Annotated in this window: 21 protein-coding genes; 6 read left to right on the top strand and 15 right to left on the bottom strand. The window is 63.0% G+C overall.

Features of this window, described 5'->3' with window-relative positions; all coding sequences use genetic code 11:
- From AC1DVW_RS07685 to AC1DVW_RS07695, 3 genes are read right to left on the bottom strand one after another with little or no spacing between them, the layout of a single operon-like run.
- Entirely contained in the window at positions 1-2,436 is a 2,436-nt protein-coding gene (locus AC1DVW_RS07685) for a hybrid sensor histidine kinase/response regulator (protein WP_477322217.1), read from the bottom strand.
- Between the two features lie 50 nt (positions 2,437-2,486).
- Complete coding sequence (locus tag AC1DVW_RS07690; RefSeq protein WP_477322652.1) at positions 2,487-3,248, bottom strand: class I SAM-dependent methyltransferase; 762 nt, start codon at positions 3,246-3,248, stop codon at positions 2,487-2,489.
- A gap of 5 nt (positions 3,249-3,253) precedes the next feature.
- The gene (locus tag AC1DVW_RS07695; protein WP_477322219.1) at positions 3,254-5,233 is read right to left on the bottom strand and encodes a long-chain-fatty-acid--CoA ligase; all 1,980 of its coding nucleotides are present in this window, start codon (positions 5,231-5,233) and stop codon (positions 3,254-3,256) included.
- Between the two features lie 480 nt (positions 5,234-5,713).
- Here AC1DVW_RS07695 and AC1DVW_RS07700 point away from each other — a divergent pair, with 480 nt between their 5' ends.
- The 5 genes from AC1DVW_RS07700 to AC1DVW_RS07720 are packed head-to-tail and all read left to right on the top strand — an operon-like array spanning position 5,714 to position 10,950.
- The gene (locus tag AC1DVW_RS07700) at positions 5,714-7,312 is read left to right on the top strand and encodes an ABC transporter substrate-binding protein (protein WP_477322221.1); all 1,599 of its coding nucleotides are present in this window, start codon (positions 5,714-5,716) and stop codon (positions 7,310-7,312) included.
- 44 nt (positions 7,313-7,356) lie between these two features.
- Positions 7,357-8,364 carry an ABC transporter permease subunit gene (locus AC1DVW_RS07705; protein ID WP_477241418.1) on the top strand — a complete coding sequence of 336 codons (1,008 nt, stop codon included), beginning with the start codon at positions 7,357-7,359 and terminating at the stop codon, positions 8,362-8,364.
- Between the two features lie 26 nt (positions 8,365-8,390).
- Entirely contained in the window at positions 8,391-9,275 is an 885-nt protein-coding gene (locus tag AC1DVW_RS07710; protein WP_477322654.1) for an ABC transporter permease subunit, read from the top strand.
- Entirely contained in the window at positions 9,275-10,120 is an 846-nt protein-coding gene (locus AC1DVW_RS07715) for an ABC transporter ATP-binding protein (protein WP_477275576.1), read from the top strand. Before AC1DVW_RS07710 ends, AC1DVW_RS07715 begins: the two co-directional genes overlap by 1 nt.
- A complete protein-coding gene (locus AC1DVW_RS07720; RefSeq protein WP_477275574.1) occupies positions 10,120-10,950 on the top strand; it encodes a dipeptide ABC transporter ATP-binding protein in 831 nt (276 codons plus the stop codon). Before AC1DVW_RS07715 ends, AC1DVW_RS07720 begins: the two co-directional genes overlap by 1 nt.
- A gap of 28 nt (positions 10,951-10,978) precedes the next feature.
- Here AC1DVW_RS07720 and AC1DVW_RS07725 read toward each other — a convergent pair whose 3' ends face one another.
- From AC1DVW_RS07725 to AC1DVW_RS07745, 5 genes are all read right to left on the bottom strand, one after another.
- Positions 10,979-12,259 (bottom strand): cysteine desulfurase-like protein, encoded by a 1,281-nt coding sequence (locus tag AC1DVW_RS07725; RefSeq protein WP_477322223.1) that lies wholly within the window; start codon positions 12,257-12,259, stop codon positions 10,979-10,981.
- Positions 12,260-12,305: 46 nt separating this feature from the next.
- Positions 12,306-12,980 carry an amino acid ABC transporter permease gene (locus AC1DVW_RS07730; protein ID WP_477241426.1) on the bottom strand — a complete coding sequence of 225 codons (675 nt, stop codon included), beginning with the start codon at positions 12,978-12,980 and terminating at the stop codon, positions 12,306-12,308.
- Between the two features lie 155 nt (positions 12,981-13,135).
- Complete coding sequence (locus tag AC1DVW_RS07735; protein ID WP_477322225.1) at positions 13,136-13,933, bottom strand: ABC transporter substrate-binding protein; 798 nt, start codon at positions 13,931-13,933, stop codon at positions 13,136-13,138.
- Positions 13,934-14,009: 76 nt separating this feature from the next.
- Positions 14,010-15,206 carry a pyridoxal phosphate-dependent aminotransferase gene (locus AC1DVW_RS07740; protein WP_477322656.1) on the bottom strand — a complete coding sequence of 399 codons (1,197 nt, stop codon included), beginning with the start codon at positions 15,204-15,206 and terminating at the stop codon, positions 14,010-14,012.
- A 146-nt stretch (positions 15,207-15,352) separates the two neighbouring features.
- The gene (locus tag AC1DVW_RS07745; RefSeq protein ID WP_477322227.1) at positions 15,353-16,114 is read right to left on the bottom strand and encodes an HpcH/HpaI aldolase family protein; all 762 of its coding nucleotides are present in this window, start codon (positions 16,112-16,114) and stop codon (positions 15,353-15,355) included.
- A 124-nt stretch (positions 16,115-16,238) separates the two neighbouring features.
- On the opposite strand from AC1DVW_RS07745, the gene AC1DVW_RS07750 reads away from it, so the two are divergent.
- A complete protein-coding gene (locus AC1DVW_RS07750; RefSeq protein WP_477322229.1) occupies positions 16,239-17,330 on the top strand; it encodes an LLM class flavin-dependent oxidoreductase in 1,092 nt (363 codons plus the stop codon).
- 1 nt (position 17,331) lies between these two features.
- Here the strand turns inward: AC1DVW_RS07750 and AC1DVW_RS07755 are convergent, their stop codons facing one another.
- From AC1DVW_RS07755 to AC1DVW_RS07785, 7 genes are all read right to left on the bottom strand, one after another.
- Positions 17,332-17,727 carry a RidA family protein gene (locus AC1DVW_RS07755; RefSeq protein WP_477322231.1) on the bottom strand — a complete coding sequence of 132 codons (396 nt, stop codon included), beginning with the start codon at positions 17,725-17,727 and terminating at the stop codon, positions 17,332-17,334.
- Between the two features lie 78 nt (positions 17,728-17,805).
- The gene (locus AC1DVW_RS07760; protein WP_477322233.1) at positions 17,806-18,954 is read right to left on the bottom strand and encodes an acyl-CoA dehydrogenase family protein; all 1,149 of its coding nucleotides are present in this window, start codon (positions 18,952-18,954) and stop codon (positions 17,806-17,808) included.
- Positions 18,954-19,766 carry an enoyl-CoA hydratase family protein gene (locus AC1DVW_RS07765; RefSeq protein WP_477322235.1) on the bottom strand — a complete coding sequence of 271 codons (813 nt, stop codon included), beginning with the start codon at positions 19,764-19,766 and terminating at the stop codon, positions 18,954-18,956. Before AC1DVW_RS07765 ends, AC1DVW_RS07760 begins: the two co-directional genes overlap by 1 nt.
- On the bottom strand, positions 19,763-20,233 hold the full coding sequence (locus tag AC1DVW_RS07770) for a MarR family winged helix-turn-helix transcriptional regulator (RefSeq protein ID WP_477322237.1): 471 nt from the start codon (positions 20,231-20,233) through the stop codon (positions 19,763-19,765). The genes AC1DVW_RS07765 and AC1DVW_RS07770 overlap by 4 nt, the downstream gene beginning before the upstream one ends.
- Positions 20,227-21,000, bottom strand: a complete 774-nt coding sequence (locus AC1DVW_RS07775) for an SDR family NAD(P)-dependent oxidoreductase (protein WP_477322239.1) — start codon at positions 20,998-21,000, stop codon at positions 20,227-20,229. Before AC1DVW_RS07775 ends, AC1DVW_RS07770 begins: the two co-directional genes overlap by 7 nt.
- Positions 20,997-23,291: a bifunctional salicylyl-CoA 5-hydroxylase/oxidoreductase gene (locus AC1DVW_RS07780; RefSeq protein ID WP_477322241.1), complete on the bottom strand. Its 2,295-nt coding sequence runs from the start codon at positions 23,289-23,291 to the stop codon at positions 20,997-20,999. Before AC1DVW_RS07780 ends, AC1DVW_RS07775 begins: the two co-directional genes overlap by 4 nt.
- 170 nt (positions 23,292-23,461) lie before the next feature.
- Entirely contained in the window at positions 23,462-24,061 is a 600-nt protein-coding gene (locus tag AC1DVW_RS07785; protein ID WP_477322243.1) for a VOC family protein, read from the bottom strand.
- Positions 24,062-24,067: the final 6 nt, after the last annotated feature.

Raw genomic sequence — 24,067 nt, forward strand, 5'->3', positions numbered from 1 at the left:
TCACTCCTTTGCGTGCGCGGCAGGCCGAGTGCGGGTCGAAACCAACATGCTCCTGACCAGCTTTGCCACATCGATCTCCGACGCCCTGGTCTTGGTCATGATCGCTTGCACGCGATCGCCGAGTTTCTGGTCGAGTTCCGCCGCCGAGAACACGATGACCGCGGTCTCGAGCGGCAGATCGACGAGGAGGTCGAGGCCAGATCCGTCGGGAAGCGCGATGTCGAGGATGACCAGGTCGAAGCGATGGCGAGCGACCGCCTGCCGCGCTTCCTGCAGCGTCTTTGCGGCTGTGATCGAGACGCTCGAACCCAGCCCCGCCGACAACACCGCAAGCACGCCCTCATCGTCTTCGACGTGCAGAATCTGCGGCTTCGGCTCGATCCTGCGGCCGACGATCTTGGCGAGAGCGTCGTGAAGCCGTTTCGAATCCACCGGCTTCTCCAGCCAGTCGACGATGCCGACGGCGCTGCCGTTCAGCGAGCGCCTGGCCTCGTCGGCGACAGCGGAGATGACGATGACCGCAATGTCGGAATTCACCGGGGATGCCCTTATGTCGTGGAAGAGCTTGATGCCGGATTCCCCCGCCAGCTTGATGTCTAGCGTCAGCGCCACGTAGTCGCGGGAGCTCAGGAGCGCCTTGGCGGTTTCGATATCGGGCGCGACGTCGCTGGAAAAGCCTTCCGCATCGAGAAGTGTTGCGATCACCGCAGCGACGTCGGGCTCGTCCTCGCAGATGAGAACACGCAGGCGGCTATCGCGCTTGCGCGCCCGACGCTCGACCAAAACCGGCTTCTCGGCCTGCCTGTGCGCTTCGGGAAGGTCGACGTGAAACGAGGTTCCCTTGCCTTCCTCGGTTTCGAAGGAAACGGCGCCGCCCAGCTTTTCGGCGATAGCCTTGACTATGCTCAAGCCCAGGCCTGTGCCGCCTATCTTGCGGGTGCTGGAGGCGTCCGCCTGCTCGAACTTCCCGAAAATGCGGCTGCGGAACGCCTCGGGGATGCCGGCGCCCTGGTCCACCACGGAGAGGCGCAGCATGTCGCGGTCACGACGCTGGAGTTTCACCGTGACGGTGCCATCGGTGTGCGAGAACTTGATCGCATTCGACAGCAGGTTCGCCATCACCTGATGCAGGCGATCCGGATCGATATTGGCCTCGGCGCGCGGGGCGTCGTCGACCAGGACGATCCTGATCCGGCTGTCGGCCATGTAGTTGGAGCTGGCGGCAATGGCCTGCTCCAGGACCTGGCGGACAGGCATCTGCCTGATCTTGAAGGTGATCACGCCCGATTCGATCTTCTCGATGTCGAGGATGTCGTTGATGAGAAGAACCAGCCTTTCGCTGTTGGTGTGGGCGATGTTGACGAGATTGGCGGCCTTGGGCGGCAGTTCGCCGGCCACGCCGGCCGCGATCAGGCCAAGCGAGCCGCGGATGGACGTCAACGGGGTCCGCAATTCGTGGCTGACCGTGGAAATGAAATCGTTTTTGAGCTGGGCGGTGCGCTTCTGCTCGGTGATGTCGCGATTGTAGGTGATGACGCCGACGATCTTGCCGGACTCGTCGCGGAAAGGGGCCTTGAGCGTGTAGAGCCAGCCTTGTCTGCCATCCGGTAAAAGTGCCGGCTGATCGATCCGCAGTGTCTGCCCTGCCTCCAGCGCGCCCATCTCATCCTGCCGGAAGCGCTCTGCCACCTCCTTCGGATAGAAATCGAAATCCGTCTTGCCGATGAGTTCCTCCACCGAAGCGGCGCGAACCATTTCGGCGGTGGCGGGGTTGGCGGCGATGAAGCGGCCGTCGACATCCTTTATGTTCAGGCAATCCGGCAGTTCGCGAACCATGGCCCGGTAGGTCATGTTGGACATCAAGAGATCCCGCCGGCGCTGCTGCCGGTCGAGCAGTACGCCGATGATGATTGTGCTGAGGAAGCGGAACACGAGGGACGGGAACGTGCTCTGCTGCACAAGGCCGGTGATAACTTGCGCGGGGATGACCAGGAGCGTGATCAGCCCGGCGAGAGCGACCGACACGCCGAGACCGAATATATCGTACATGGTGCGCGATCGGGCCGCGACGATGTGGTGCCACGCAATGCCGACGACTGCGGTGATGAGGATGCCCATGACCCCGATGCTCGCGCCCTGCCCGCCCAGATGGATGCGATAGGCAATGGAGCCGCCCGTGGCGATGAGCATTGCCGGCCATCCGCCGAAGAACGCGGCCGCAGCAATAAAGGCGGCGCGCAGATCGACGACGAAGCCGGAGACGGACAAGGCCGTCGCCATGGAAGTGATCGCGCCCACGCACATGACCACGCCGAGAAGCAACGACTGCATCCGCCGCGAGAGACGCCCGGTGAAATCGGCCACAAGGTCCCAGGCGACCACGAGGATGGAGACCAGGGCAAGGTTGGCGAGGAGTGAGTGCCAGATCTCGGTCATGACTTCGGCTCCCTTTTTTCCGATAAATACCGGCAAAACCTATCCGAGGTCTAAAGAAGATACAGACCGCTCGGTGGCGCGGACTCGAACGAAAACACCCCACTCGGCTTGGTTGCAGCGCCTTTTGCGTCGCCGAAATCCGGCACCTGATATTCGGCGAGCAACTGCAGCCGGGACAGCGGCAAATCTGCGCGGCGGGGATCGCCGACCAGCACCTCGATGCCGGCTGCCAGGCAGCGGTCGAGGAACGGAGTGACGCGTAGAGCAACCTCACGGCCGTAGAAAACGTCGCCTGCAAGCACGAGGTCGACCGCCGGTGGCGGGCCCGTGGTGATATCCATGTCGACAATGGTGATCTTTACGCCGTTGGCTGCGGCATTGAGACCGATGGCGGCAACGCCGTTGCGGTCGATCTCGGCCGCAATCACCGCGCGGGCTCCAGCCTTTGCTGCAGCGATGCCGACCAGGCCTGAGCCGGCGCCGAGGTCGAGCACGCGGCGGCCGGCCACACTTTGCGGATGGTCGAGTATATAGCGGGCAAGCACCGCGCCGCCGGCCCAGACATAGGCCCAGTAGGGCGGCTGCGGCTCTGGCGCATCGTCGGCTGGCGCGACCGCATCGTCGTCCGCGTCGGCGCCTCGGTGCGGGTCGGCAAGCCGCCTCAGACCGCTGCCTGGATGAGCCGTGTAGAGTTGGATTTCAGGAAGCGCGGGAACGGGCGCAAGCCGCAGGTTCGCTTCGACGAATGTTGCCGGGTCGGGACGCCGACCATCGTCCGCGATCCCGCCGCAACCAGGGCCATCGTTCGAAATCGTGCCTATCCTCGCAACGCCCGCCGCAGGATCTTGCCCACCGGCGTCTTCGGCAGCTCGGTCCGGAATTCGATGTATTTTGGCCGCTTGTAGCCGGTCAGGTTCTCGCGGCAATAGGCGATCAGCGCCTCGGAGGTCAGGTTCGGGTCCTTCTTGACCACGAACAGTTTTGGCACCTCGCCCGAATGCTCGTCCGGCACGCCGATCGCCGCCACTTCGAGCACGCCCGGATGCATCGCCACGACTTCCTCGAGCTCGTTAGGATAGACGTTGAAGCCCGAGACCAGGATCATGTCCTTCTTGCGGTCGACGATCTTGGTGTAGCCGCGCTCGTCCATGAAGCCCATGTCGCCGGATTTGAAGAAACCGTCTGGAGTCATCACCTTGGCGGTCTCGTCGGGCCGGTTCCAGTAGCCGGCCATCACCTGGGGCCCGCGGATGCAGATCTCGCCGACTTCACCGAGCGGCAGATTGTTGCCGTCGTCGTCGCGGATGGCGATCTCGGTCGAGGGCAGCGGCAGTCCGATCGTGCCGGTGAAATTGCCGTCGCTGAACTTGTTGGCGGTGGCCACCGGCGACGTCTCAGACAGCCCGTAGCCCTCGGTGATCGAGTTGCCGGTCAGCGCCTTCCAGCGTTCGGCAACGCCTTTCTGAACCGCCATGCCGCCGCCCAGTGTCAGGATCAGCGGCTTGAAGTCGAGCTTGCGGAAATCCTCATTGTTGAGCAGCGCGTTGAACAGCGTGTTGAGGCCGGGAAAGATGTGGACCGGGTATTTCTGCAGCTCCTTGACGAAGCCGGGAATGTCGCGCGGGTTGGGAATGAGCACGTTCTGGGCACCTTGCTGCATGCCCATCAGCGCGTTCACCGTCAGCGCGAAGATATGGTAGAGCGGCAGCGCGCAGATGAAGTTGGGATGCGCCGGCTTTGGCTTGATCGCGTAGGCGTCGTCCATCCACAGCGTATTCTGCGCGACATTGGCCAGCACATTGCTGTGCAGCAGCGTCGCGCCTTTGGAGACACCGGTTGTGCCGCCGGTATATTGCAGGAAGGCGACATCTCCGGCCGCCACCTTGGCGGGTTTGAAGGCGATACCCGTACCGGCCTTCAAGGCGGCGTTGAACGCGATATAGCCGGGCAGCGACCAGGCCGGCACCATCTTCTTCACGCGGCGCACGACGAAATTGACGATGGTTCCCTTCAGGCTGCCCAGCATGTCGCCCATTGTGGCGACCACGACATGCTTGACATCAGTCCTGGCGATCACGGCTTGCAACGTGTTGGCAAAATTTTCGAGGATGACGATGGCTTGCGCACCAGAATCCTTGAGCTGGTGCTCGAGCTCGCGCGGCGTGTAGAGCGGGTTGATGTTCACCACGATGTAGCCGGCGCGCAGGATGGCCATCATCGCCACCGGATACTGAAGCACGTTCGGCATCATCAGCGCGACGCGCGCACCCTTCTGCAATCCCTTCGACTGCAGATAGGCGCCAAAGGCAGCCGACTGCCGCTCAAGTTCGGCGTAGCTGATCGACTTGCCCATGCAGATGAAAGCCGGCTGCGCGGCAAACTGTTTGCAGGCGGCCACCAGGAAGTCGCCGATGGAACTGTAGGGCAGGGTGCCGATCTCGGCCGGAACGACTTTCGGATAGCTTTTGAGCCACGGTTTTTCCGGCAGTCCGGCAGTCAGCGCCGTGAGTGCCTTCGGCAATCTCTTGGCCGGAGTCGCTGCGGGCTCTGCCGCCGCTTTCACCGCTGGCTTGGTCGCTGCCGGTTTTGTTGCGGCTGCCGGCTTCCCAGCGGCAGGCTTGGCCACGGTTTTCGCGACGGGCTTGGCGCTTGCCTTGGCAGGTGCAGTCGTCGCCTTTGGCTTGGCCGGCGCAGCGGCTTTGACGGATGAGGCTTTGGGCTTGGCCGTGGCAGCAGCAGCTTTGGGAGCTGCCTTGGCCCCCGCTTTCGCGGCCGTTGTCTTTGTTGCTTTTGCCATCCGTGCCTCCCTCGGTCGTTCCACTGCATGCTCCATGCCGCACCGCCTCTGAATGACCGAGACGTCCTCTGCTGCAGCGATGGTGCGGATTCCCTAGAGAAATCCGGCATGCAGCCTATGTATTGCGACTAGCGGCGGCCGTGCAAGTCTTGCCCCTGCGGCAGAACCGGAAAGATTTGCCGCCGAAATCTTTCCGGCGACGGGGCCTTCGAGGCCTGCTTCCCGTCATGCGGGCGACAGGGCCGGGCCTGTGGATGATTGTATTCGCGGGACTGGCGATCAATAAAAAAATGCGGTCGTTAACAATCCTGTGATTAGCAGGTTTTGCTATTTTTTTCTGAAATTGAGCAAAACAAGAGAATCATTTTCTGCTTACGGTGGGGTAGGCAAACAGGGAGTTCCAAAGCCGGGAAAACGGTGCTTATATGCGCCCTTCGCGAGCCTGCTAGAGGGGCTTGGCAGAACATCAGGGAGTGCTCAATGAAAAAGAAACTGACTTTTGCAGCCGCGTTGCTGGCTGCAAGCGTCCTCGGCGGCGTGGCCAGCGCAAAGACGCTGGTTTACTGTTCGGAGGCATCGCCGGCCAATTTCGATCCGGGTACCACGACTGGCGGCAATGATTTCGACGCCTCGTCGCGTACCGTCTATTCGCGGCTGGTCGAGTTCAAGCATGGCGGCACCGAGGTCGAGCCCGGCCTCGCCGACAAGTGGGAAATCTCGGACGACGGCCTGGTCTATACCTTCCACCTGCATCCGGGCGTGAAGTTCCAGACCACCGAGTATTTCAAGCCGACGCGCGACCTCAATGCGGACGACGTCGTCTTCTCCTTTGACCGCCAGTTCAACAAGGAAAATCCCTGGAACGGCGACAAGTATCTGCCGAACCTGACCTGGGACTACTACACCGGCATGGACATGCCGAAATACGTCGCCAAGTGGGAAAAGGTCGATGACCTGACCGTCAAGCTGACGCTGACCGAGCCGAACGCGCCGATGCTGGCCAATCTCGGCATGGACTTCGCCTCGATCGTCTCGAAGGAATATGCCGACCAGCTTCAGAAGGACGGCAAGATGGCCGACTTCTCGACCAAGCCGATCGGCACCGGTCCGTTCCAGTTCGTCGACTACCAGCTGGATTCGGTCATCCGCTATGCGGCTCACCCGGACTACTTCAAGGGCAAGGAAAAGATCGACGATCTCGTCTTCGCCATCACGCCTGACGCGACCGCCCGTATCCAGAAGGTCCTGGCCGGCGAGTGCGACATCGCTCCTTATCCGAATCCTGCCGACATCGGCACGATCAAGGCCAACGCCGACGTGACCCTGATGGATCAGGCCGGCCTGAACATCGGCTATATGAGCTACAACACGACCATCCCGCCGCTCGACAAGCCTGAGGTGCGTCACGCGCTCAACCAGGCGATCGATCGGGAATCGCTGATCAAGTCGCTGTTCCAGGATGCCGGCGCAACGCCGGCCGAAAACCTGATTCCGCCGACGATGTGGTCGTGGAACAAGGACGTGAAGTCCGATTCCTACGATCCGGAAGCTGCCAAGAAAGTGCTGGCCGCAGCCGGCCTCACGGAAATCCAGCTTTGGGCTTCCGACCGCGTTCGTCCTTACAACCCGAACTTCCAGCGTGCCGCCGAACTGATCCAGGCCGACTGGGCCAAGGTCGGCGTCAAGGCTGAGATCGTCAACTACGAGTGGACCAAGTATCGCTCGGAGGGCAAGAAGAAGGATCGTCCAGGCGCCTTCCAGATCGGCTGGACCGGCGACAATGGCGATCCGGACAACTTCTTCGCCACGCTGTTCGCCTGCTCGGCCATCGGCGTGTCGAACTACTCGAGCTGGTGCGACAAGGACTTCGAGGACCTGATCCAGAAGGCCAAGAAGACCAGCGACCAGGCTGAACGCACCAAGCTTTACGAGCAGGCTCAGGTGGTCTTCCAGAAGCAGGCTCCGGCCTTCCTTCTGGCACACAGCCAAGTCTACTCGGTCGTGCGCAAGAATGTCAGCGGCTACATGATGGATCCGCTCGGCATTCACCGCTTCGACGGCGTCGACAAAGCCGAATAAGACATTAGAGTGGGGCGGCGCGATAAAGCGCCGCCCCCTTCATCATGCTCAAATATATCCTCAACAGAATAGCACTTTTGATTCCGACGCTTATCGGCATCACCATCTGTGCTTTTGCTTTCGTCAGGCTGCTGCCTGGCGATCCCATCCTTGCCATGGCCGGCGAGCATGGCGTGTCGGCTGAACGTTACGCCGAGCTCAAGGAACAGTTCGGCTACAATTTGCCGATCTGGCAGCAATACGCACGCTATGTCGGCGAAGTCCTGACAGGCGATTTCGGCGTTGCGATCTCCTCCAAGCGCCCGGTTCTCGAAGAGTTCAAAACCCTGTTTCCGGCAACGCTGGAACTGTCGTTCTTCGCCATGATTTTTGCCATGGCGCTGGGCATTCCGGCCGGCATATTCGCGGCGGTCAAGCGCGGCTCCTGGTTCGATCAGTCGCTGATGGGCACCGCACTCGTCGGCTATTCCATGCCGATCTTCTGGTGGGGCCTGCTGCTGATCATCTTTTTCTCCGGCTATCTCGGCTGGACGCCGGTTTCGGGCCGCATCGGCCTGCAGTACTTCTTCAAGCCGATCACCGGCTTCATGACCATCGACACATTGCTCTACGGCAAATGGGACGCGTTCCGCTCGGCATTGAGCCATCTGGTGCTGCCGACAATTGCGCTCGGCACCATCCCGCTGGCGGTGATCGCTCGCCAGACGCGCTCGGCCATGCTTGAAGTGTTGGGCGAGGACTATGTGCGGACCGCCCGTGCCAAGGGGCTGTCGTCGTCCCGCGTCATCGGCGTGCACGCGCTGCGCAATGCATTGATCCCGGTGGTCACCACCATCGGCCTGCAGGTCAGCACCCTGCTCGCCGGCGCCATCCTCACCGAAACCATCTTTGCCTGGCCGGGCATCGGCAAGTGGATGGTCGACTCCATCGGCAAGCGCGACTATGTGGTGGTGCAATCAGGCTTGCTCTTGATCGCCCTTATTGTCATGGCCGTGAACCTGATCGTCGACGTGCTCTATGCCGTCATCAACCCGCGCATACGGGCATCGTGATGAGCCAGTCAACCGAAACCGCCCCGATGGCCGCCGGCAATCCGGATAGGCTGACCGGCTTCAGGACCTTCTGGCACTATTTCTCGGTGAACCGCGGCGCCGTCATCGGCTTGTTCGTCTTCATCCTGCTGGTGATGGCCGCGATCCTTGCGCCGGTGCTGGCGCCCTATGCGCCCGATGTCCAGGACAAGACCGCGTTTCTGAGGCCTCCGGCATGGGAGGCAGGCGGCAGCGCCGAATATCTGCTCGGCACCGACGCCGTCGGCCGCGACATACTTTCCCGCCTGCTCTATGGCGCGCGCTTCTCCCTGCTGATCGGCGCCGTCGTCGTTACGCTTGCCCTGGTCGGCGGCATCACGCTCGGCCTGCTCGCCGGTTATTTCCGCGGCTGGGTCGACGTGGCGATCATGCGCGTCATGGATCTGATCCTGGCCTTTCCGTCGCTGCTGCTGGCACTGGTGCTGGTGACCATCCTGGGTCCCGGGCTGTTCAACGCCATGCTGGCGATCGCGCTGGTGCTGCAGCCGCATTTCGCCCGCCTGGTGCGCGCCGCAGTGATGGCCGAAAAGAGCCGCGAATATGTGATCGCCGCCAAGGTTGCCGGCGCCGGCCACATTAGGCTGATGCTGCGCACCATCCTGCCCAATTGCCTCGCGCCGCTGATCGTCCAGGGCACGCTGTCCTTCTCCAACGCAATCCTCGAGGCGGCTGCGCTCGGCTTCCTCGGCCTTGGCGCCCAGCCGCCGACGCCGGAGTGGGGAACCATGCTTGCCACGGCGCGCGAATTCATCCTGCGCGCCTGGTGGGTGGTGACCTTCCCCGGCCTCGCCATCCTCATCACCGTGCTCGCCATCAATTTGATCGGCGACGGCCTGCGCGACGCACTCGATCCAAAACTCAGGAGATCGTGATGGCGCTGCTCGACATCCAGAACCTCGTCGTCGAATTCCAGACCGCGTCGGGCCCGTTCCGTGCGGTCGACGGTGTCTCGCTCCATGTCGAAGAGCGCGAGGTGCTCGCCATTGTCGGCGAATCCGGCTCCGGCAAGTCGGTGTCGATGCTGGCGGTGATGGGCCTGTTGCCGTGGACCGCAACGGTCACCGCCGACAAGATGAGCTTCAATGGCCGCGACCTCCTGAAGCTGAGTCCGGCCGAGCGCCGCAAGATCGTCGGCAAGGACATGTCGATGATCTTCCAGGAGCCGATGGCCAGCCTCAATCCCTGCTTCACGGTTGGCTTCCAGATTGAGGAAGTGCTGCGCTTCCATATGGGCATGGACGGTGCGCAACGCCGGGAGCGCGCCATCGAGCTTTTGACGCAAGTCGGCATTGCTGAGCCGGCGGAACGGCTGAACTCCTTCCCGCACCAGATGTCGGGCGGCCAGTGCCAGCGCGTCATGATCGCCATCGCCATCGCCTGCAATCCGAAGCTTTTGATCGCCGACGAGCCGACCACCGCACTCGACGTCACCATCCAGAAGCAGATCCTCGACCTGCTGGTCTCGCTGCAGGTCAAATACGGCATGGGCCTGATCATGATCACCCACAATATGGGCGTCGTCGCCGAGACCGCCGACCGCGTCATCGTTCAGTACAAGGGCCGCAAGATGGAAGAGGCCGACGTGCTGTCGCTGTTTGAATCGCCAAAGAGCAACTACACGCGTGCGCTCCTGTCGGCGCTGCCGGACAACGCTGTCGGCGACCGTCTGCCGACTGTCTCAGACATGCTGTTCGAACCGGCCGCCGGAGTCGCCTGATGAGCATCAAGGTCGTCGAAGGCAAGGACATCAAGCGCGACTATCACGTCGGCGGCGGCCTGTTTCGCGGGCAGCGCACCGTGCATGCGGTCAAGGGCGTTTCCTTCAGTGTCGACAAGGGCAAGACGCTGGCCATTGTCGGCGAGAGCGGATGCGGCAAGTCCACGCTTGCCCGCATCATCACGCTGATCGATCCGGCAACGTCGGGCGAGCTTTTCATCGACGGCAACAAGGTCGATATCGCCAGGAACGGCCTGACCAAGGAGATGCGCCGCAAGGTGCAGATCGTCTTCCAGAATCCATACGGGTCGCTTAATCCGCGCCAGAAGATCGGCGACGTTCTCGGCGAACCACTGCTCATCAACACCGACAAGCCGGCTGAAGAACGGCGCGACCTGGCCATGAAGATGCTGAAGAAGGTCGGCCTCGGCACCGAGCACTACAACCGCTATCCGCACATGTTCTCGGGCGGCCAACGCCAGCGCATCGCCATTGCCCGCGCACTGATGCTGAACCCGAGCCTGCTGGTGCTGGACGAGCCGGTCTCGGCACTCGATCTGTCGGTACAGGCACAGGTGCTGAACCTGCTCGCCGACCTGCAGGACGAGTTCCAGCTGACCTATGTCTTCATCAGCCACGACCTGTCCGTGGTGCGCTACATCGCCGACGACGTGATGGTGATGTATTTCGGCGAGGCGGTCGAATACGGTTCGCGCGAAGAGGTCTTTGCCGACCCCAAGCACAACTACACCCGCACGCTGTTCGCCGCGACGCCGCGCGCCGACGTCGCCTCGATCAAGGCGAGACTGGCGAAGAAGGCGGCGGCCTGACCGGAAGGTCAGGCACGCCGCATTCCAGTCACGACAGCTTGGCGATGATGGCGCGCAGCGCCTCGCCGAAGCGCCTGATCTCGTCCACCGTGTTGTAGTGCACCAGCGAGGCGCGGATGGCGCCGCTGTCCATCGAGAGGTTGAGCCGTTTCATCAGCCGCGGCGCGTACATGTGGCCGTCGCGGATGCCGATCTGCATTTCGGCCATTTCCTCGACGATCCGCTGGGGCGAGAGTTTGCCGATGTTGAAGCAGAAGGTCGGCACCCGCTCGTTGATGCGGGCCTCGTCGGCGACGCCGTAGATGGTGGCGCCGCAATCCTTGAGCACGGCCAGCATCTCGCGCGCCAGCACCAGCTCGTAATCGCGGATGGCGCCCATGCCGGCGACGATGTTGTCGCGCCGCGAGCGGTTGTTGGATGGCGCAAGATTGCGGCCGATCAGTTCCAGATACTGCACGGCGGCATCCATGCCGGAGACGTTCTCGTAGATGAAGGTACCGGCCTCGACCTTGTAGGGCGGCTCGTCGGGGATGAAATCCTCGCGAAAGGTCGGCAGCCGCTTCAGTGTCTCGAAGCGACCCCACAGGAAGCCCATATGCGGCGAGAAGTTCTTGTAGCCGGAGCAGACGAGGTAATCGCAATCCCAGGCCTGCACGTCGATCAACCCGTGCGGGCCGTAATGCACGCAGTCGAGGAACACTTCGGCGCCGGCCGCGTGCGCGATCCTGGCCACTGACGCGACATCGACGATCGAGCCGATCGAGTGCGCCGTCACCGTGCAAGCGACAAGCCTTGTGCGGTCGGAGACCAGGGGCTTGAGGTCGTCGACATGCAGATTGCCGTCCTCACGCATGCGCCACCACTTGAACTTGGCGCCGGCGGACTCCAGCGCCAGCCATGTCGCGATGTTGGCGTCGTGGTCCATGTCGGTGATGACGATCTCGTCGCGCTCCTGCAGCATCTGGCCGATGCCGAGGCTGACGAGACGGATGAAGGAGGTGGCGTTCATGCCGAAGCAGATTTCGGCCGGGCTGTAGGCGTTTATCAGCAGCGCTACGCTTTCCCGCGCATCGGCGACCGACTGGTCGACAGTGACGCTTCGGCCATAACGGCCGCCGCGCTGCACATTGTGCGCGACCAGATGGTTGGTCACCGCGTCGAGCACGCTTTGCGGGATCTGCGCGCCGGCGGCATTGTCCAGGAAGATGAAGTCGCCGGCCCGCTGCAACGCGGGGAACATGGCGCGGATGGCTTCGACGGGGAACGCGCCGGCGGCGTCGCTCGCATTGTCGGTCTGGTGCTTGTTCAAGGTCGTCTCCTGCGCAAGTGCTTTGCAGATGGAAATTGTGGCGAGGTCAGCGCGTCTTTTCGGTTTTGAAGCGGCGTTCCAGCAGGCTGACGAGGCGGACCATCGGCCAAAGGAAGATGAGATAGACCAGTGCCGCGCCGATCAGCGGCGAGGGATTGGCGTAGAGCGACTGCGCGTTGGTCGCTTCCTTCAAGAGTTCCGGCAGCGCCACGGTGGATGCCAGCGAAGTGTCCTTGAACATCGAGACGCAGTTGCTGGTCATCGGTGGAATGACGACGCGGATCGCCTGCGGCAGCACCACCTTGCGCAAGGTCAGCAGGAACGGCAGGCCGAGCGCGTTTGCCGCCTCGAACTGGCCGATTGGAATGCTTTCGATGCCGGAGCGGAACACTTCGCTCGAATAGGCCGACATGATGATGGCAAACGCCGTCACTGCGGAGGTCCAGGACGACAGGCGTATGCCGAGGAAGGGCAGCGCATAATAGATCAGGATCAGCACGACCAGCACCGGCAGCGCGCGAAAGATGTCGGTGTAGCCAATCGCCAGCCAGCGCAGCGGCTTTGGCGCATAGAGCCGCACCAGGCTGATCACCAGGCCGACGGGGATACCGATGCCGATGCTGAGCAGTCCGAGCAGCAGCGTGTTCAGGAAGCCACGCAGCAACGCCGGCAGGCTGGACATGATGACATCGGGGTTGAAGAAGGTGTCCAGCAGCGACATGGGAGCATTCCCGAAACGGTTGGCGTCCCGCGACGCTAAAGCATGATCCCGGAAACCGAAATCGGTTTCCGGGGAGGGTCATGCGCGAAAATCGAAGGACGCCGTCAAATCGTGCCGGCCTGGAAAGCCGGCGCGGTTCAAACGAAAACTGCCGCTCAGCCCTTCGGCAGCGGCAGTTCCTTGACGGTCGAGGAATCGGCCGGTGCATCGCTGCCGAACCACTTCTTGTGTATCGCGGCGATCGTGCCGTCCTTCTTCATCGTGGTCAGCGCGTCGTTCAGCTTGCCGAGCAGCGGGTGGTCCTTGGTCATCATCAGGCCGTACTGTTCGCCGGTCTTGATGCGCTTCTTCACGGTGAGGTCCTTCATCTTGGTGAAGGAGTATTCCATGCCCGGAATGTCGCTGACGGCGGCGTCGACGCGGCCGGCGCTGAGATCGAGCAGCAGGTTCTGCTGCGTGTCGTAGCCCTTCACATCGCTGAACCCGTCGGCCGCCTGGTGCTCCTTAACCCAGGTCTCGCCGGTCGAGCCGGACAGCACGCCGATGATCTTGCCCTTGAGGTCGGCCTCGGTGTTGATCGCGCTGTCGGTCTTGGTGGCGATGCCCATGTCGGAATCATAATAGGGCTGGGTGAACGACTGCGACTTCAGCCGCTCCGGCGTGATGGTGATCGACGAGATGGCGACATCGATGCGCTTTGAGGTGGTGGCGGCAAACAGCGCCTGGAATCCGAGGTCGGCAATTTCCGTGGTCATGCCGACGCGCTTTGCCGCTTCGTTGACGATGTCGACTTCAAAACCCTCGAACGTGCCGCTCTCGTTCTTGTATTCGAAGGGCGGATTGGTCGGGTAGGCGCCGACATTGAGCACATCGGCCGCGAAGGCGGTGGCGGGGCCGGCAGCGATGCCGATCGTGGCCGCGAGAAGAAGCAGGTTACGACGAGTGAGGCTCATTTTTGTTCCCTCTGGTTGTTGATCGGGCGGGTTTGCTCCCGCACGGTTTTTTGCCGCCCCGCTTTTGGGCAGGGCGTCAATTCATGGCAGCGGTCATGCGGTCGAGCGCAGTCGCTAACTGGTCGCGGTCGCGGCAGACACACATGCGCAGGAAGGCCGTCGCCGAACTTCCGAACAGATGGCCGGGCGCCAGCCCGACGCGTGCCGTCTCCAGGATCTTGGCGCAGGCGCGGCGCGCGTCGTCTTCGCCTTCCATGGCAAAGAACGCATACATGCCGCCGCGCGGTTTTGTCGGCAGCACGATGCCCGGGATCTCAGCCAGCCTGTCATAGGCGAGGTCGAGACCGGTCTTGATCCGCTGCCTGATCTCCTCGACCAGCGGCTCGCCCTGGCGGATCGCCGCGACGGCACCGGCCTGGATGGGGGCGGCCGTGCCACTGTTGATATACTGGCTCATGGCGCCGAGCTGGTCGGCGACACCGGAGGGATGCGTCAGCCAGCCGACGCGCCAGCCGGTCATTGCCCAGGCCTTCGAGAAGCTGTTGACCGACAGCACCCGGTCGCCGTCCTCGGCGATCTGCAGCACCGAAGGCGCCACAACGCTGTCGAAATAGAGCCGGCCATAAACCTCGTCGGAGATGATCCAGATGCCGGTGCGCCGGCTGAAATCGAGCAGCGCCTGCATCTCTTCACGCGACGCGGTCCAGCCGGTCGGGTTGGACGGCGTCGACAGGAAGATCGCCCGCGTGCGCGCATCGCAGGTCGCAAACAGCCGGTCGAGATCGAGCTTCCAGTCGCCCTTGAAATCGAGCGAAAATGGCCGCGGCTCGCCGCCGATCAGGTGGATGGCGTTGTGGATGTTGGGCCATTGCGGCGCGACATAGACGACGTTGGTGCCGGTATCGACCAGCAGTTCCAGCGCCAGGTACAGCGCCTGCATGCCGCCCGGCGTCACCGTGGTGCGCGCGATCGGGATCGGCCTGCCGTGGATGCGCGTCTGGTACTCCGACAGCGCTTCATTCAACGGCCCATGGCCGCGCATGTTGGGAACGTAGAAGGTCAGGCCTTCATCGAACGCCGCCTTGGCCGCGTCGCGGATGAAAGCCGGCGTCACCATGTCGCCTTCGCCGTACCAGAGCGCGATCACATCGCCCAGTTCACGGGCGCGCACGGCAAGGTTGGCGATGTTTTCGGTGTGCAGATCACGAATTTGGGCGCGCACGCCATCGAAAGCGTAACGCGCGCTGGCCAGAGACGATGACTGGGGCAGCATGAACGACAAGGACTGAACCTCGCACCCTGAACGCCTCGACAGGACCGCCGGCAAGCCCGTCCGGCACGGCAGTCAGATCGATATTGAATGCTTATCCAAAGCGTCGGACATTTCAAGACAAAAGTTTTAAGCTTAAAAAGTTTCCGTTAAGCCAGCTCATCGCGTGCCGCGGCATAGTTGGCGGCAGCGCCGGCGCCGAGAAACATTGTGTCGCTGGCCAGGATGAAAAAGCTGGCGCCAATGGCTGCCCATTGGCCGACAGGCTGCGGGCTGGCGCAAAATATGCCGGCGGCCTTGCCGTGAGCGATCGTCACGCCGATGATCGTCCGGATCGCCGCATTGAGCTTGTCGGCGCCTTTCGGGCCGATTGCATCGATCGACACCGAGAGGTCTCCAGGACCGACGAAGATCACGTCAACGCCGTCCACGGCTGCAATCGCCTCGATATTGGCAAGACCTTCGGCGGTTTCGACCTGGACCGCGACAACGGTCCTGGCATTGGCGGCAGCGAGATATTGCGGGATGCGGTAGCCATAGCCGGCGGCCCGGCCGGGCCCGACGCCTCGCTCGCCCTCAGGCGGATAGCGCGAGGCCTTCACCGCCGCCTGGGCCTGGGCAGCCGTCGAGATGCGCGGGATGAGCACGCCTTGCGCACCGCTGTCGAGTGCCGCGGCGATCGCTTCCGGCTGGTGGCCAGGGACGCGCACCATGGCGGGCACGCCATGACTGTCGGCCGCACGCACCATGTTCTCGATTGTGTCTCTGGAGATCTGCGCATGCTCCCAGTCGATGCAGAGGAAATCGAGACCGGCCATCGCCATCACTTCCACCGCAACGGCGTGCGGTATGGCGGCGAACGAGCCGACGAGGTTTTGCTTGGCCGTGCATTTCTGGCGGAACTCGCTCATGCCGATCCCCTTTTTTGTCCGGTCCAAATCCATAGCCGCAAACCAGAGCCGAGCGAAGCTATTTCAGGCTTGAAATATTTTCCCGCGGCCGTAGCCTGCCGTCTCCCGCAGCGAGTTTTCAGACATGATCAAAGCGCATCCCCTGCACGGCCCGAACCGATTGAAGCTCGGCGTCTTTTCGACCAATGCCGATGGCGGGCTTGCCATTACCGATGTGCCGGAACGCTGGACGGCAAGCTGGCAGGACAATCTGACGGCAGCCCGGATCGCCGACCGCGCCGGTCTGGAGTTCATGCTGCCGATCGCGCGCTGGCGCGGTTTTGGCGGCCGCAACAAGGTGCGCGAATGGTCGTTCGAGACTTTTACCTGGGCTGCGGCCCTTGCCGTGGCGACCGAACAGATTGGCCTGTTCATGACCGTGCATGTGCCGCTCGTGCATCCGCTCTACGCCGCCAAGGCACTGGCGACGGTCGACCACATCAGCCAGGGCCGCGCCGGCCTCAACATCGTATGCGGCTGGAACCCGAAGGAATTCGGCATGTTCGGCACGCCTTTGGTCGAGAAAGGCTACGACCAGGCGGCCGAATGGATCGAAATCCTCGAAAAACTGTACGCCTCGGACCAGCCGCTCGACTACGAACGCACCTATTATCACCTGAAAGAGGCGGTGAGCCGCCCGGCCAGTCTACAAGCTCCACGCCCGGTGACCATGAATGCCGCTTTCGGCGGTCCGGGCCGGGATTTCGCCGCCGCCAAATGTGATTACCTGTTCACAACCTTTTCCGAAATGAGCGATGCCGGCAAGCACGTCGCCGATATCAGTGAGCGAGCCGACAAGGTGGGCCGTGATGTCGGCGTCTACACCGTGGCGCATGTCGTCTGCCGCCCGACGATGGAAGAGGCACAGGCCTACTACACCCGCTATGCGGTCGAGATGGCCGACCACGACGCGGTCGATGCCCACATGGCGGGCAAGAAGGAATTCTCGCAGTCGCACGACCCGCATGCCTATGACCGCTACCGCCAGCGCTTTGCCGGCGGCGCCGGCACTTATCCCCTGATCGGAACGCCGGAAACGATCGCCGCCGACATGGTCGCCATTGCCGGGCATGGCTATCAGGGAATTGCGCTGTCCTTCGTCAACTACACGCAAGAACTGCCCTATTTCTGCGACCGCGTGCTGCCGCTTCTGAAACAGGCAGGCCTTCGCGGATAATTCACTCAGGGATGACCGCGGTAGCCTGGATCTCGACCTTGGCGCGGTCCTCGACCAGCGCCATCACCTGCATGGCGGCCATCGCCGGAAAATGCCGGCCGATCACCTCGCGGTAGGCCTCGCCAATCCCTTTGAGGTTGGCCAGGTACTCAGCCTTGTCGGTAAAATACCAGGTCATCGAGGTGATGTGCTGTGGCCCGGCGCCGGCTTCGGCCAGCACGGCGACGATGTTTTCAAGCGTCTGCCGCACCTGGCCGGCGAAATCATCGGTTTCGAACCGGCATTGCCCGTTCCAGCCGACCTGGCCGCCGACGAAGACCAGCCGCCCACGCGCAGCAATGCCGTTGGCGTAACCGACCGGTTTCGCCCAGCCCTCCGGCTGCAGAATGGTGTGCATTTCTGGCCTCCCGATACTCAATCTGCTTCTCAAATGTCCGGTTCGAAAACGGTCTCGTCCAAATCTTCTGAGCTGCCCTCAGGCCGCGCCCATCACTTGCCGCGCGATAACCACCTTCTGCACATCCGAAGCGCCCTCATAGATGCGCAGCGCGCGGATCTCGCGATACAGGCTTTCGACGATATGACCTTTGCGAACTCCGTCGCCGCCATGCAACTGCACGGCCTTGTCGATCACCTCTTGCGCGCGGTCTGTCGCGTATAGTTTCGCCATGGCCGCCTCGCGCGTCACCCGCGGTGCCCCCATGTCCTTGGTCCAGGCGGCGCGGTAGACAAGCAAGGCAGCGGCATCGACATCGAGCGCCATGTCGGCGATGTGGCCCTGCACCATCTGCAGCTCGGCCATCGGCGCGCCGAACAATTCGCGCTCGGCCACCCTGGCGATGCTTTCATCGAGCGCCCGGCGGGCAAAGCCCAGGGCGGCGGCACCCACCGTCGAGCGGAACACGTCGAGCACCGACATGGCGATGCGAAAGCCATCGCTGGGCTTGCCGATCAGCGCCGAGGCTGGAACGCGGACGTTGTCGAAGGACAGGCGCGCCAGCGGATGCGGTGCAATCACCTCGATGCGCTCGGCGATGCTCAACCCCTTGGTTTCGGCCGGCACGATGAAAGCGGAAAGCCCCTTGGCGCCGGGCGCCTCGCCGGTACGGGCGAAGACGATGTAGAGATCGGCGATGCCGCCATTGGAGATCCAGGTCTTTTCGCCGGACAGAACATAGCTGTCGCCGTCGCGGACGGCTTCCATCTCCATATTGGCGACATCCGAGCCCGAACGTGGTTCCGACAGGGCAAAGGCGGAAATCGCCTTGCCGGCGCGTGTCTTCGCCAGCCATTGCTGTTGCTGCGGTGTGCCGAACAGGCTGAGCGCGCCGGTGCCGAGCCCTTGCATGGCGAAGGCGAAATCGGCCAGCCCATCATGCCGGGCCAGCGTCTCGCGGGCGATGCACAGCGCGCGCACGTCGAGCGGCCCCGGATTGTCGGTATCGAGCGCCGTCGGCTTCAGCCAGCCGTCTCGGCCCAGCTTCGCCACCAACTCGCGACAAGCGGTATCGACATCATGATGATCGACCGGCAGGTTCTTGGCGCACCATGCGTCCAGCCGCTCGGCCAGCGCGCGATGACGGCCCTCGAAGAATGGCCAGTTGAGGAAACTCTTGTCGGCCATCAATTCCCCTCGAACACCGGTTTTCCCTTGGCCACAAATGCCTTGTAGGCACGCTCGAAATCGCGCGTCTGCATGCAGATCGCCTGCGCCTGGGCTTCGGCTTCGATCGCCTGGTCGAGCCCCATCGACCATTCCTGGTTCAACTGCGTCTTGGTGATGCCGTGGGCGAAGGTCGGGCCGGAAACAATGCGCTCCGCCATGTCGAGTGCGTCGGCCTCGAGTGCCGCCGCATCGACCAGCCGGTTGTAGAACCCCCAACGCTCGCCTTCAGCCGCCGTCATTGTCCGGCCGGTGTAAAGCAATTCGGCGGCGCGGCCCTGGCCGATGATGCGCGGCAGGATCGCGCAGGCGCCCATATCGCAGCCGGCAAGGCCGACGCGGGTGAACAGGAACGCGGTCTTGGCTTCCGGCGTGGCGATGCGGATATCGGACGCCATGGCGATGATGGCGCCGGCGCCGACCGCCACACCGTCCACCGCCGAAATAATCGGCTTGCCGCAGTTCAGCATCGCCTTGACGAAATCGCCGGTCATGCGGGTAAAGGCGAGCAGTTGCTTCATATCCATCTTGACCAGCGGCCCGATTATGTCATGGACATCGCCGCCGGAGCAGAAATTGCCGCCATTGGACAGGAACACCACCGCATCGACATCGTCGGCATAGACGAGGTCGCGAAAAGTGTCGCGCAATTCGGCATAGCTCTCGAACGTCAGCGGGTTCTTGCGCTCCGGCCGGTCGAGCCGGACCTTGGCGATCTTGCCTTCGACCTGCCAGAGGAAATGCTTCGGCTTGCGGCCTGCCATCTCGGTCATTCCCTGCCCTCCCAATTGCTGCGGAACGAGGTCAGCATGCCGGTCAGCCGGCGTGCTTCATCCTCGCTGACATTGCCCAGCAGCTCGGCGATCCATGTCTCATGCGCGGCAGCGATGATGCCGAAGGCCTTCGAGCCTTCCTCGGTCAGCCGCACCATCGAGGTGCGGCGGTCGCCATTGCGGCGCGCGCGGGCCACCACCCCTTCCGAAACCAGCCGGTCGACGATGCCGGTGACATTGCCGTTGGACACCAGCAGGAAGCGCGACAGGTCGCTCATCAGCATGCCTTCAGGCACGCGGTAGAGCGCCGCCATCACGTCGAAACGCGGCAGCGTCGTGTTGAATTCTTTTTTCAGACGCTCGCGCAGTTCGGCTTCGATGGTGCGGGATGCCCGCAGCAGCCTTATCCACAGCCGCAGCCGGTCCTTGCCGTGTCCTGAAGGGGTGGGCAGGGGACCTGCTACCATGTCTCGCCTCCTGAAATCGAGATCGTCTGCCCGGTGATCGAGCGGGCGGCATCGCCGCACAGCCAAAGCACCGCGGCGGCGACTTCCTCCGGCTGGATGAAGCGGCCTTGCGGATTGGTCGAGGCGAGGCTCGTCCGTGCGTCCTCGACCGAGCGGCCGGTCTTGTCGATGATGCGCTGGACGGATGCCTCCAGCATGTCGGTTTCGACGAAGCCCGGGCAAACGGCGTTGACGGTCACCCCGGTTTTGACGGTCTCGGCGGCAGCCGCCCGCATCAGCCCGACGACGCCGTGCTTGGCGGCAACGTATGCTGCGACATACGGATAACCTTTCAGCCCGGCGGTGGAGGCGACGAAGACGATGCGGCCCGCCTTGCGCGCGGCCATGCCGGCCAACGCCGGCTTCACCGTCAGGAACGCACCGGTGAGATTGACGTCGAGCGTGCGCTGCCAGTCGCTGAGCGCGGTTCTGTGCGCCGGTGCGCTGCCGGACATACCGGCATTGGCGACGACGATGTCGAATGGTCCGCGTGCGGCTTCCGCCTGGCTGTAGAGCGACGCCATCGAGGCTTCGTCGGTGACGTCTGCGGCGATGCCGAAGATACGGCTGCTTTCCTTGACCACCTTGGCGAGCTCCGCCTCGCGCCGGCCGCAGATGGTCACGTCGATGCCGGCGCCGGCCAGCGCCAATGCGATCGCCCGGCCAACGCCGGAGCCGCCGCCGGTGACCAGCGCATGCCTGCCAGCGATGGCTGCGGCGCCGCTCATACTTTCAACCCCGCAGCCGCATCGCGTTCGGCCAGCCGGTAGATCTGGTCGCGGCCTGGCAAATAGGGATCCGGCCATTTGACGCCGCGGTCGCCGAGCGTGACGGCGGCATGCAGCGTCCAGTAGGGATCGGCGAGATGCGGCCTTGCCAGCGCCACTAGGTCGGCGCGGCCGGCCATCAGAATCGAATTGACGTGGTCGGGTTCGTAGATGTTGCCGACCGCCATCGTCGCCATGCCCACCTCATTGCGGATGCGGTCGGAAAACGGCGTCTGGAACATGCGGCCATAGACAGGCTTTGCCAGCGCCGATGTCTGGCCGGCTGAGACGTCGCAAATGTCGACGCCGGCCTCATGCAACAGCCGTGCGATCTCGACCGCGTCGGCAGGCGTCACGCCTTCGATGCCGACCCAGTCATTGGCCGAGATGCGCATCGAGATCGGCTTTTCCGAGGGCCACACGGCGCGCACCGCATGGAAGATCTCCAGCGGATAACGCATGCGGTTTTCCAGCGAACCGCCATAGGCGTCGGTGCGTCGGTTGGTGACCGGTGTGATGAAGGACGACAGCAGATAGCCGTGTGCGGCATGGATTTCGAGCATGTCGAAGCCGCCACGCTCGGCCATCTCGGCCGAGGCTACGAACTGGTCTCGCACGCGGTCCATGTCGGCGCGGTCCATCGCCTTCGGCACCTGGTTCTCAGGCGACCAGGCGACAGCCGATGCCGCCATCACCGGCCAGTTGCCGGACGGCAGCGGCACGTCGGTGCCTAACCAGCCGAGCCGGGTCGAGCCCTTGGCGCCGGAATGGCCGATCTGGGCGCAGATCTTCGCCTCTGTCTCGGTGTGGACGAAATCGACCAGCCGCTTCCACGCGACTTCATGCTCTGGTGCGTAGAATCCGGGGCAGCCAGGCGTGATCCGACCTTCCGGGCTGACGCAGGTCATCTCGATATAGAGCAGGCCGGCGCCGCCCTTGGCACGCTCGGCATAGTGGGCGAAATGCCAGTCGGTCGGACAGCCGTCGACGGCCTTGTACTGCGCCATCGGCGAGACGACGATGCGGTTGCTGAGCGCCATGTCGCGCAGCTTGAACGGCGCGAACATCGGCGCGCGGCGCAAGCTGTTGCCGCCGGCGCCGGCCTGGCGCTGGAACCATTCTTCGGCGCCGGCCAGCCATTCCGCATCGCGCAGCCGCAAATTCTCGTGGCTGATTCGTTGTGACCGCGTCAGCAGCGAGTAATTGAACTGGACCGGATCGAGGCCGAGATAGCGCTCGACTTCCTCGAACCATTCGAGCGAATTGCGCGCCGCCGACTGCAGCTTCAGCACCTCGGTGCGGCGCGCATCCTCATATTTACGAAACGCCGCTTCGAGGTCGGGCTCGGACTCGACATAGTCTGCCAGCGCCACAGCACTTTCCAGCGCCAGCTTGGTGCCGGAGCCGATCGAGAAATGCGCCGATGCCGCCGCATCGCCCATCAGCGCCAGGTTCTGATAGGACCAGCGCTCGCACAGCACGCGCGGGAAATTGATCCAGGCCGAACCCCTTATGTGGTTGGCATTGGTCATCAGCGCGTGGCCGCCAAGGTGCTTGGCGAAGATGCGCTCGCAGACGGCGATCGATTCCTGCTGCGACATCGAACCGAAGCCGAAACCAGCCCAGGTCTGTTCGCTGCATTCGACGATGAAGGTCGCGGTATCGCTGTCGAACTGGTAGGCGTGCGCCCACACCCAGCCATGTTCCGTCTTTTCGAAGATGAAGGTGAAGGCGTCGTCGAATTTCTGCTCTGTGCCCAGCCAGACGAACTTGCATTTGCGGGTGTCGATGTCGGGCTTGAACACGTCGACGAAAGTGTTGCGGGCTCTCGAGTTCAGCCCGTCGGCGGCAACGACGAGATCGTACGTTTCCATATAAGGCTTGGGATCGGCGATATCGGTCTCGAAGCTGAGCTTGACGCCGAGTTCGCGCGCCCGCCGCTGCAGCAGGACCAGCAGCCGCTTGCGGCCGATGCCGCAGAAGCCGTGACCGGTCGAAACCGTGCGCACGCCGTCATGGATGACGGCGATGTCATCCCAATAGGCAAAGTGTTTCTTGATCCAGACGGCGCTGACCGGATCGTTCCGGGTCAGATTGTCGAGCGTTTCCGCCGACAGCACGACGCCCCAGCCGAATGTGTCGTCGGCGCGATTGCGCTCGAACACCGTCACTTCGTGCGCGGCGTCCCTGAGCTTCATCGAGATGGCAAAGTAGAGGCCGGCTGGTCCACCGCCGAGAACCGCAACCTTCATGCCTGCGATCTCCTCTTCGCTTTCTGGGTCGCCGGCAAGGCTAGCGATCCCGATTGCCAGTATTGCGCCCGAGGTAAATTATTTCAAGCTTAAAGTTTCATATTGAGACGATTTGCTTCAGAGGTCTATGGCGTGCTTGCGGATGATTGCGCAAGCACGCCCCTGCCGGGTCACTTCTCCGGGTTCTTCGGGCTCCACAGCACGGTCTCGGCGCCTTTTTCATAGGCCATCCCGTCGGGATAGCTGATGGCTTCCAGCTGCAGGCCCCAGGGCGACTGGAAATAGAGGATGGTCTGGCCGGCGGCCGGGCCTTCCTTGACCGGGAGCGGCCCCAATCGGGTCTTCACGCCCTTGCCATCGAGATAGGCTTTCGCGGCGGCGACATCGTCGACATACAAGGCGATATGGAAGCCGCCAATGTCGCTGTTCTTTGGCGTCAGATCCTTCTGGTCGGGAGCGATGTATTTGAACAGTTCGATGTTCGATCCGTAGCCGCAGCGGACCAGGGTGATCTCCTCGATCACTGCCTTCGGGTCGACGCCCAGCAGATCCTGCATGAACGTGCCCTTGTCGTCGGCGAACGGGCCGAACGACATCGCCTTCTTGCAGCCGACCACTTCGGTGAAGAAATCGACCGCCTGCTTCATGTCGGGCACGGTGATGCCGGTGTGGTCGTGCCCGCGCATACCGGGGATGGAATCGGCGGAAGCAGCACCCATGGTTCCCAGAGCGGCGGCCGCAAATGTTGCAGTCAGGATTGCACTCTTCATGTCAGT

This window comes from Mesorhizobium sp. P3_B5 (assembly GCF_056402815.1).

Bases quoted from the DNA above. Each gene is read 5' to 3' on its own strand.
- AC1DVW_RS07685 (WP_477322217.1), bottom strand. From the start codon at position 2,436: ATGACCGAGATCTGGCACTCACTCCTCGCCAACCTTGCCCTGGTCTCC.
- AC1DVW_RS07695 (WP_477322219.1), bottom strand. From the start codon at position 5,233: ATGGCAAAAGCAACAAAGACAACGGCCGCGAAAGCGGGGGCCAAGGCA.
- AC1DVW_RS07700 (WP_477322221.1), top strand. From the start codon at position 5,714: ATGAAAAAGAAACTGACTTTTGCAGCCGCGTTGCTGGCTGCAAGCGTC.
- AC1DVW_RS07705 (WP_477241418.1), top strand. From the start codon at position 7,357: ATGCTCAAATATATCCTCAACAGAATAGCACTTTTGATTCCGACGCTT.
- AC1DVW_RS07710 (WP_477322654.1), top strand. From the start codon at position 8,391: ATGGCCGCCGGCAATCCGGATAGGCTGACCGGCTTCAGGACCTTCTGG.
- AC1DVW_RS07715 (WP_477275576.1), top strand. From the start codon at position 9,275: ATGGCGCTGCTCGACATCCAGAACCTCGTCGTCGAATTCCAGACCGCG.
- AC1DVW_RS07720 (WP_477275574.1), top strand. From the start codon at position 10,120: ATGAGCATCAAGGTCGTCGAAGGCAAGGACATCAAGCGCGACTATCAC.
- AC1DVW_RS07730 (WP_477241426.1), bottom strand. From the start codon at position 12,980: ATGTCGCTGCTGGACACCTTCTTCAACCCCGATGTCATCATGTCCAGC.
- AC1DVW_RS07735 (WP_477322225.1), bottom strand. From the start codon at position 13,933: ATGAGCCTCACTCGTCGTAACCTGCTTCTTCTCGCGGCCACGATCGGC.
- AC1DVW_RS07740 (WP_477322656.1), bottom strand. From the start codon at position 15,206: ATGCTGCCCCAGTCATCGTCTCTGGCCAGCGCGCGTTACGCTTTCGAT.
- AC1DVW_RS07745 (WP_477322227.1), bottom strand. From the start codon at position 16,114: ATGAGCGAGTTCCGCCAGAAATGCACGGCCAAGCAAAACCTCGTCGGC.
- AC1DVW_RS07750 (WP_477322229.1), top strand. From the start codon at position 16,239: ATGATCAAAGCGCATCCCCTGCACGGCCCGAACCGATTGAAGCTCGGC.
- AC1DVW_RS07755 (WP_477322231.1), bottom strand. From the start codon at position 17,727: ATGCACACCATTCTGCAGCCGGAGGGCTGGGCGAAACCGGTCGGTTAC.
- AC1DVW_RS07760 (WP_477322233.1), bottom strand. From the start codon at position 18,954: ATGGCCGACAAGAGTTTCCTCAACTGGCCATTCTTCGAGGGCCGTCAT.
- AC1DVW_RS07765 (WP_477322235.1), bottom strand. From the start codon at position 19,766: ATGACCGAGATGGCAGGCCGCAAGCCGAAGCATTTCCTCTGGCAGGTC.
- AC1DVW_RS07770 (WP_477322237.1), bottom strand. From the start codon at position 20,233: ATGGTAGCAGGTCCCCTGCCCACCCCTTCAGGACACGGCAAGGACCGG.
- AC1DVW_RS07775 (WP_477322239.1), bottom strand. From the start codon at position 21,000: ATGAGCGGCGCCGCAGCCATCGCTGGCAGGCATGCGCTGGTCACCGGC.
- AC1DVW_RS07780 (WP_477322241.1), bottom strand. From the start codon at position 23,291: ATGAAGGTTGCGGTTCTCGGCGGTGGACCAGCCGGCCTCTACTTTGCC.
- AC1DVW_RS07785 (WP_477322243.1), bottom strand. From the start codon at position 24,061: ATGAAGAGTGCAATCCTGACTGCAACATTTGCGGCCGCCGCTCTGGGA.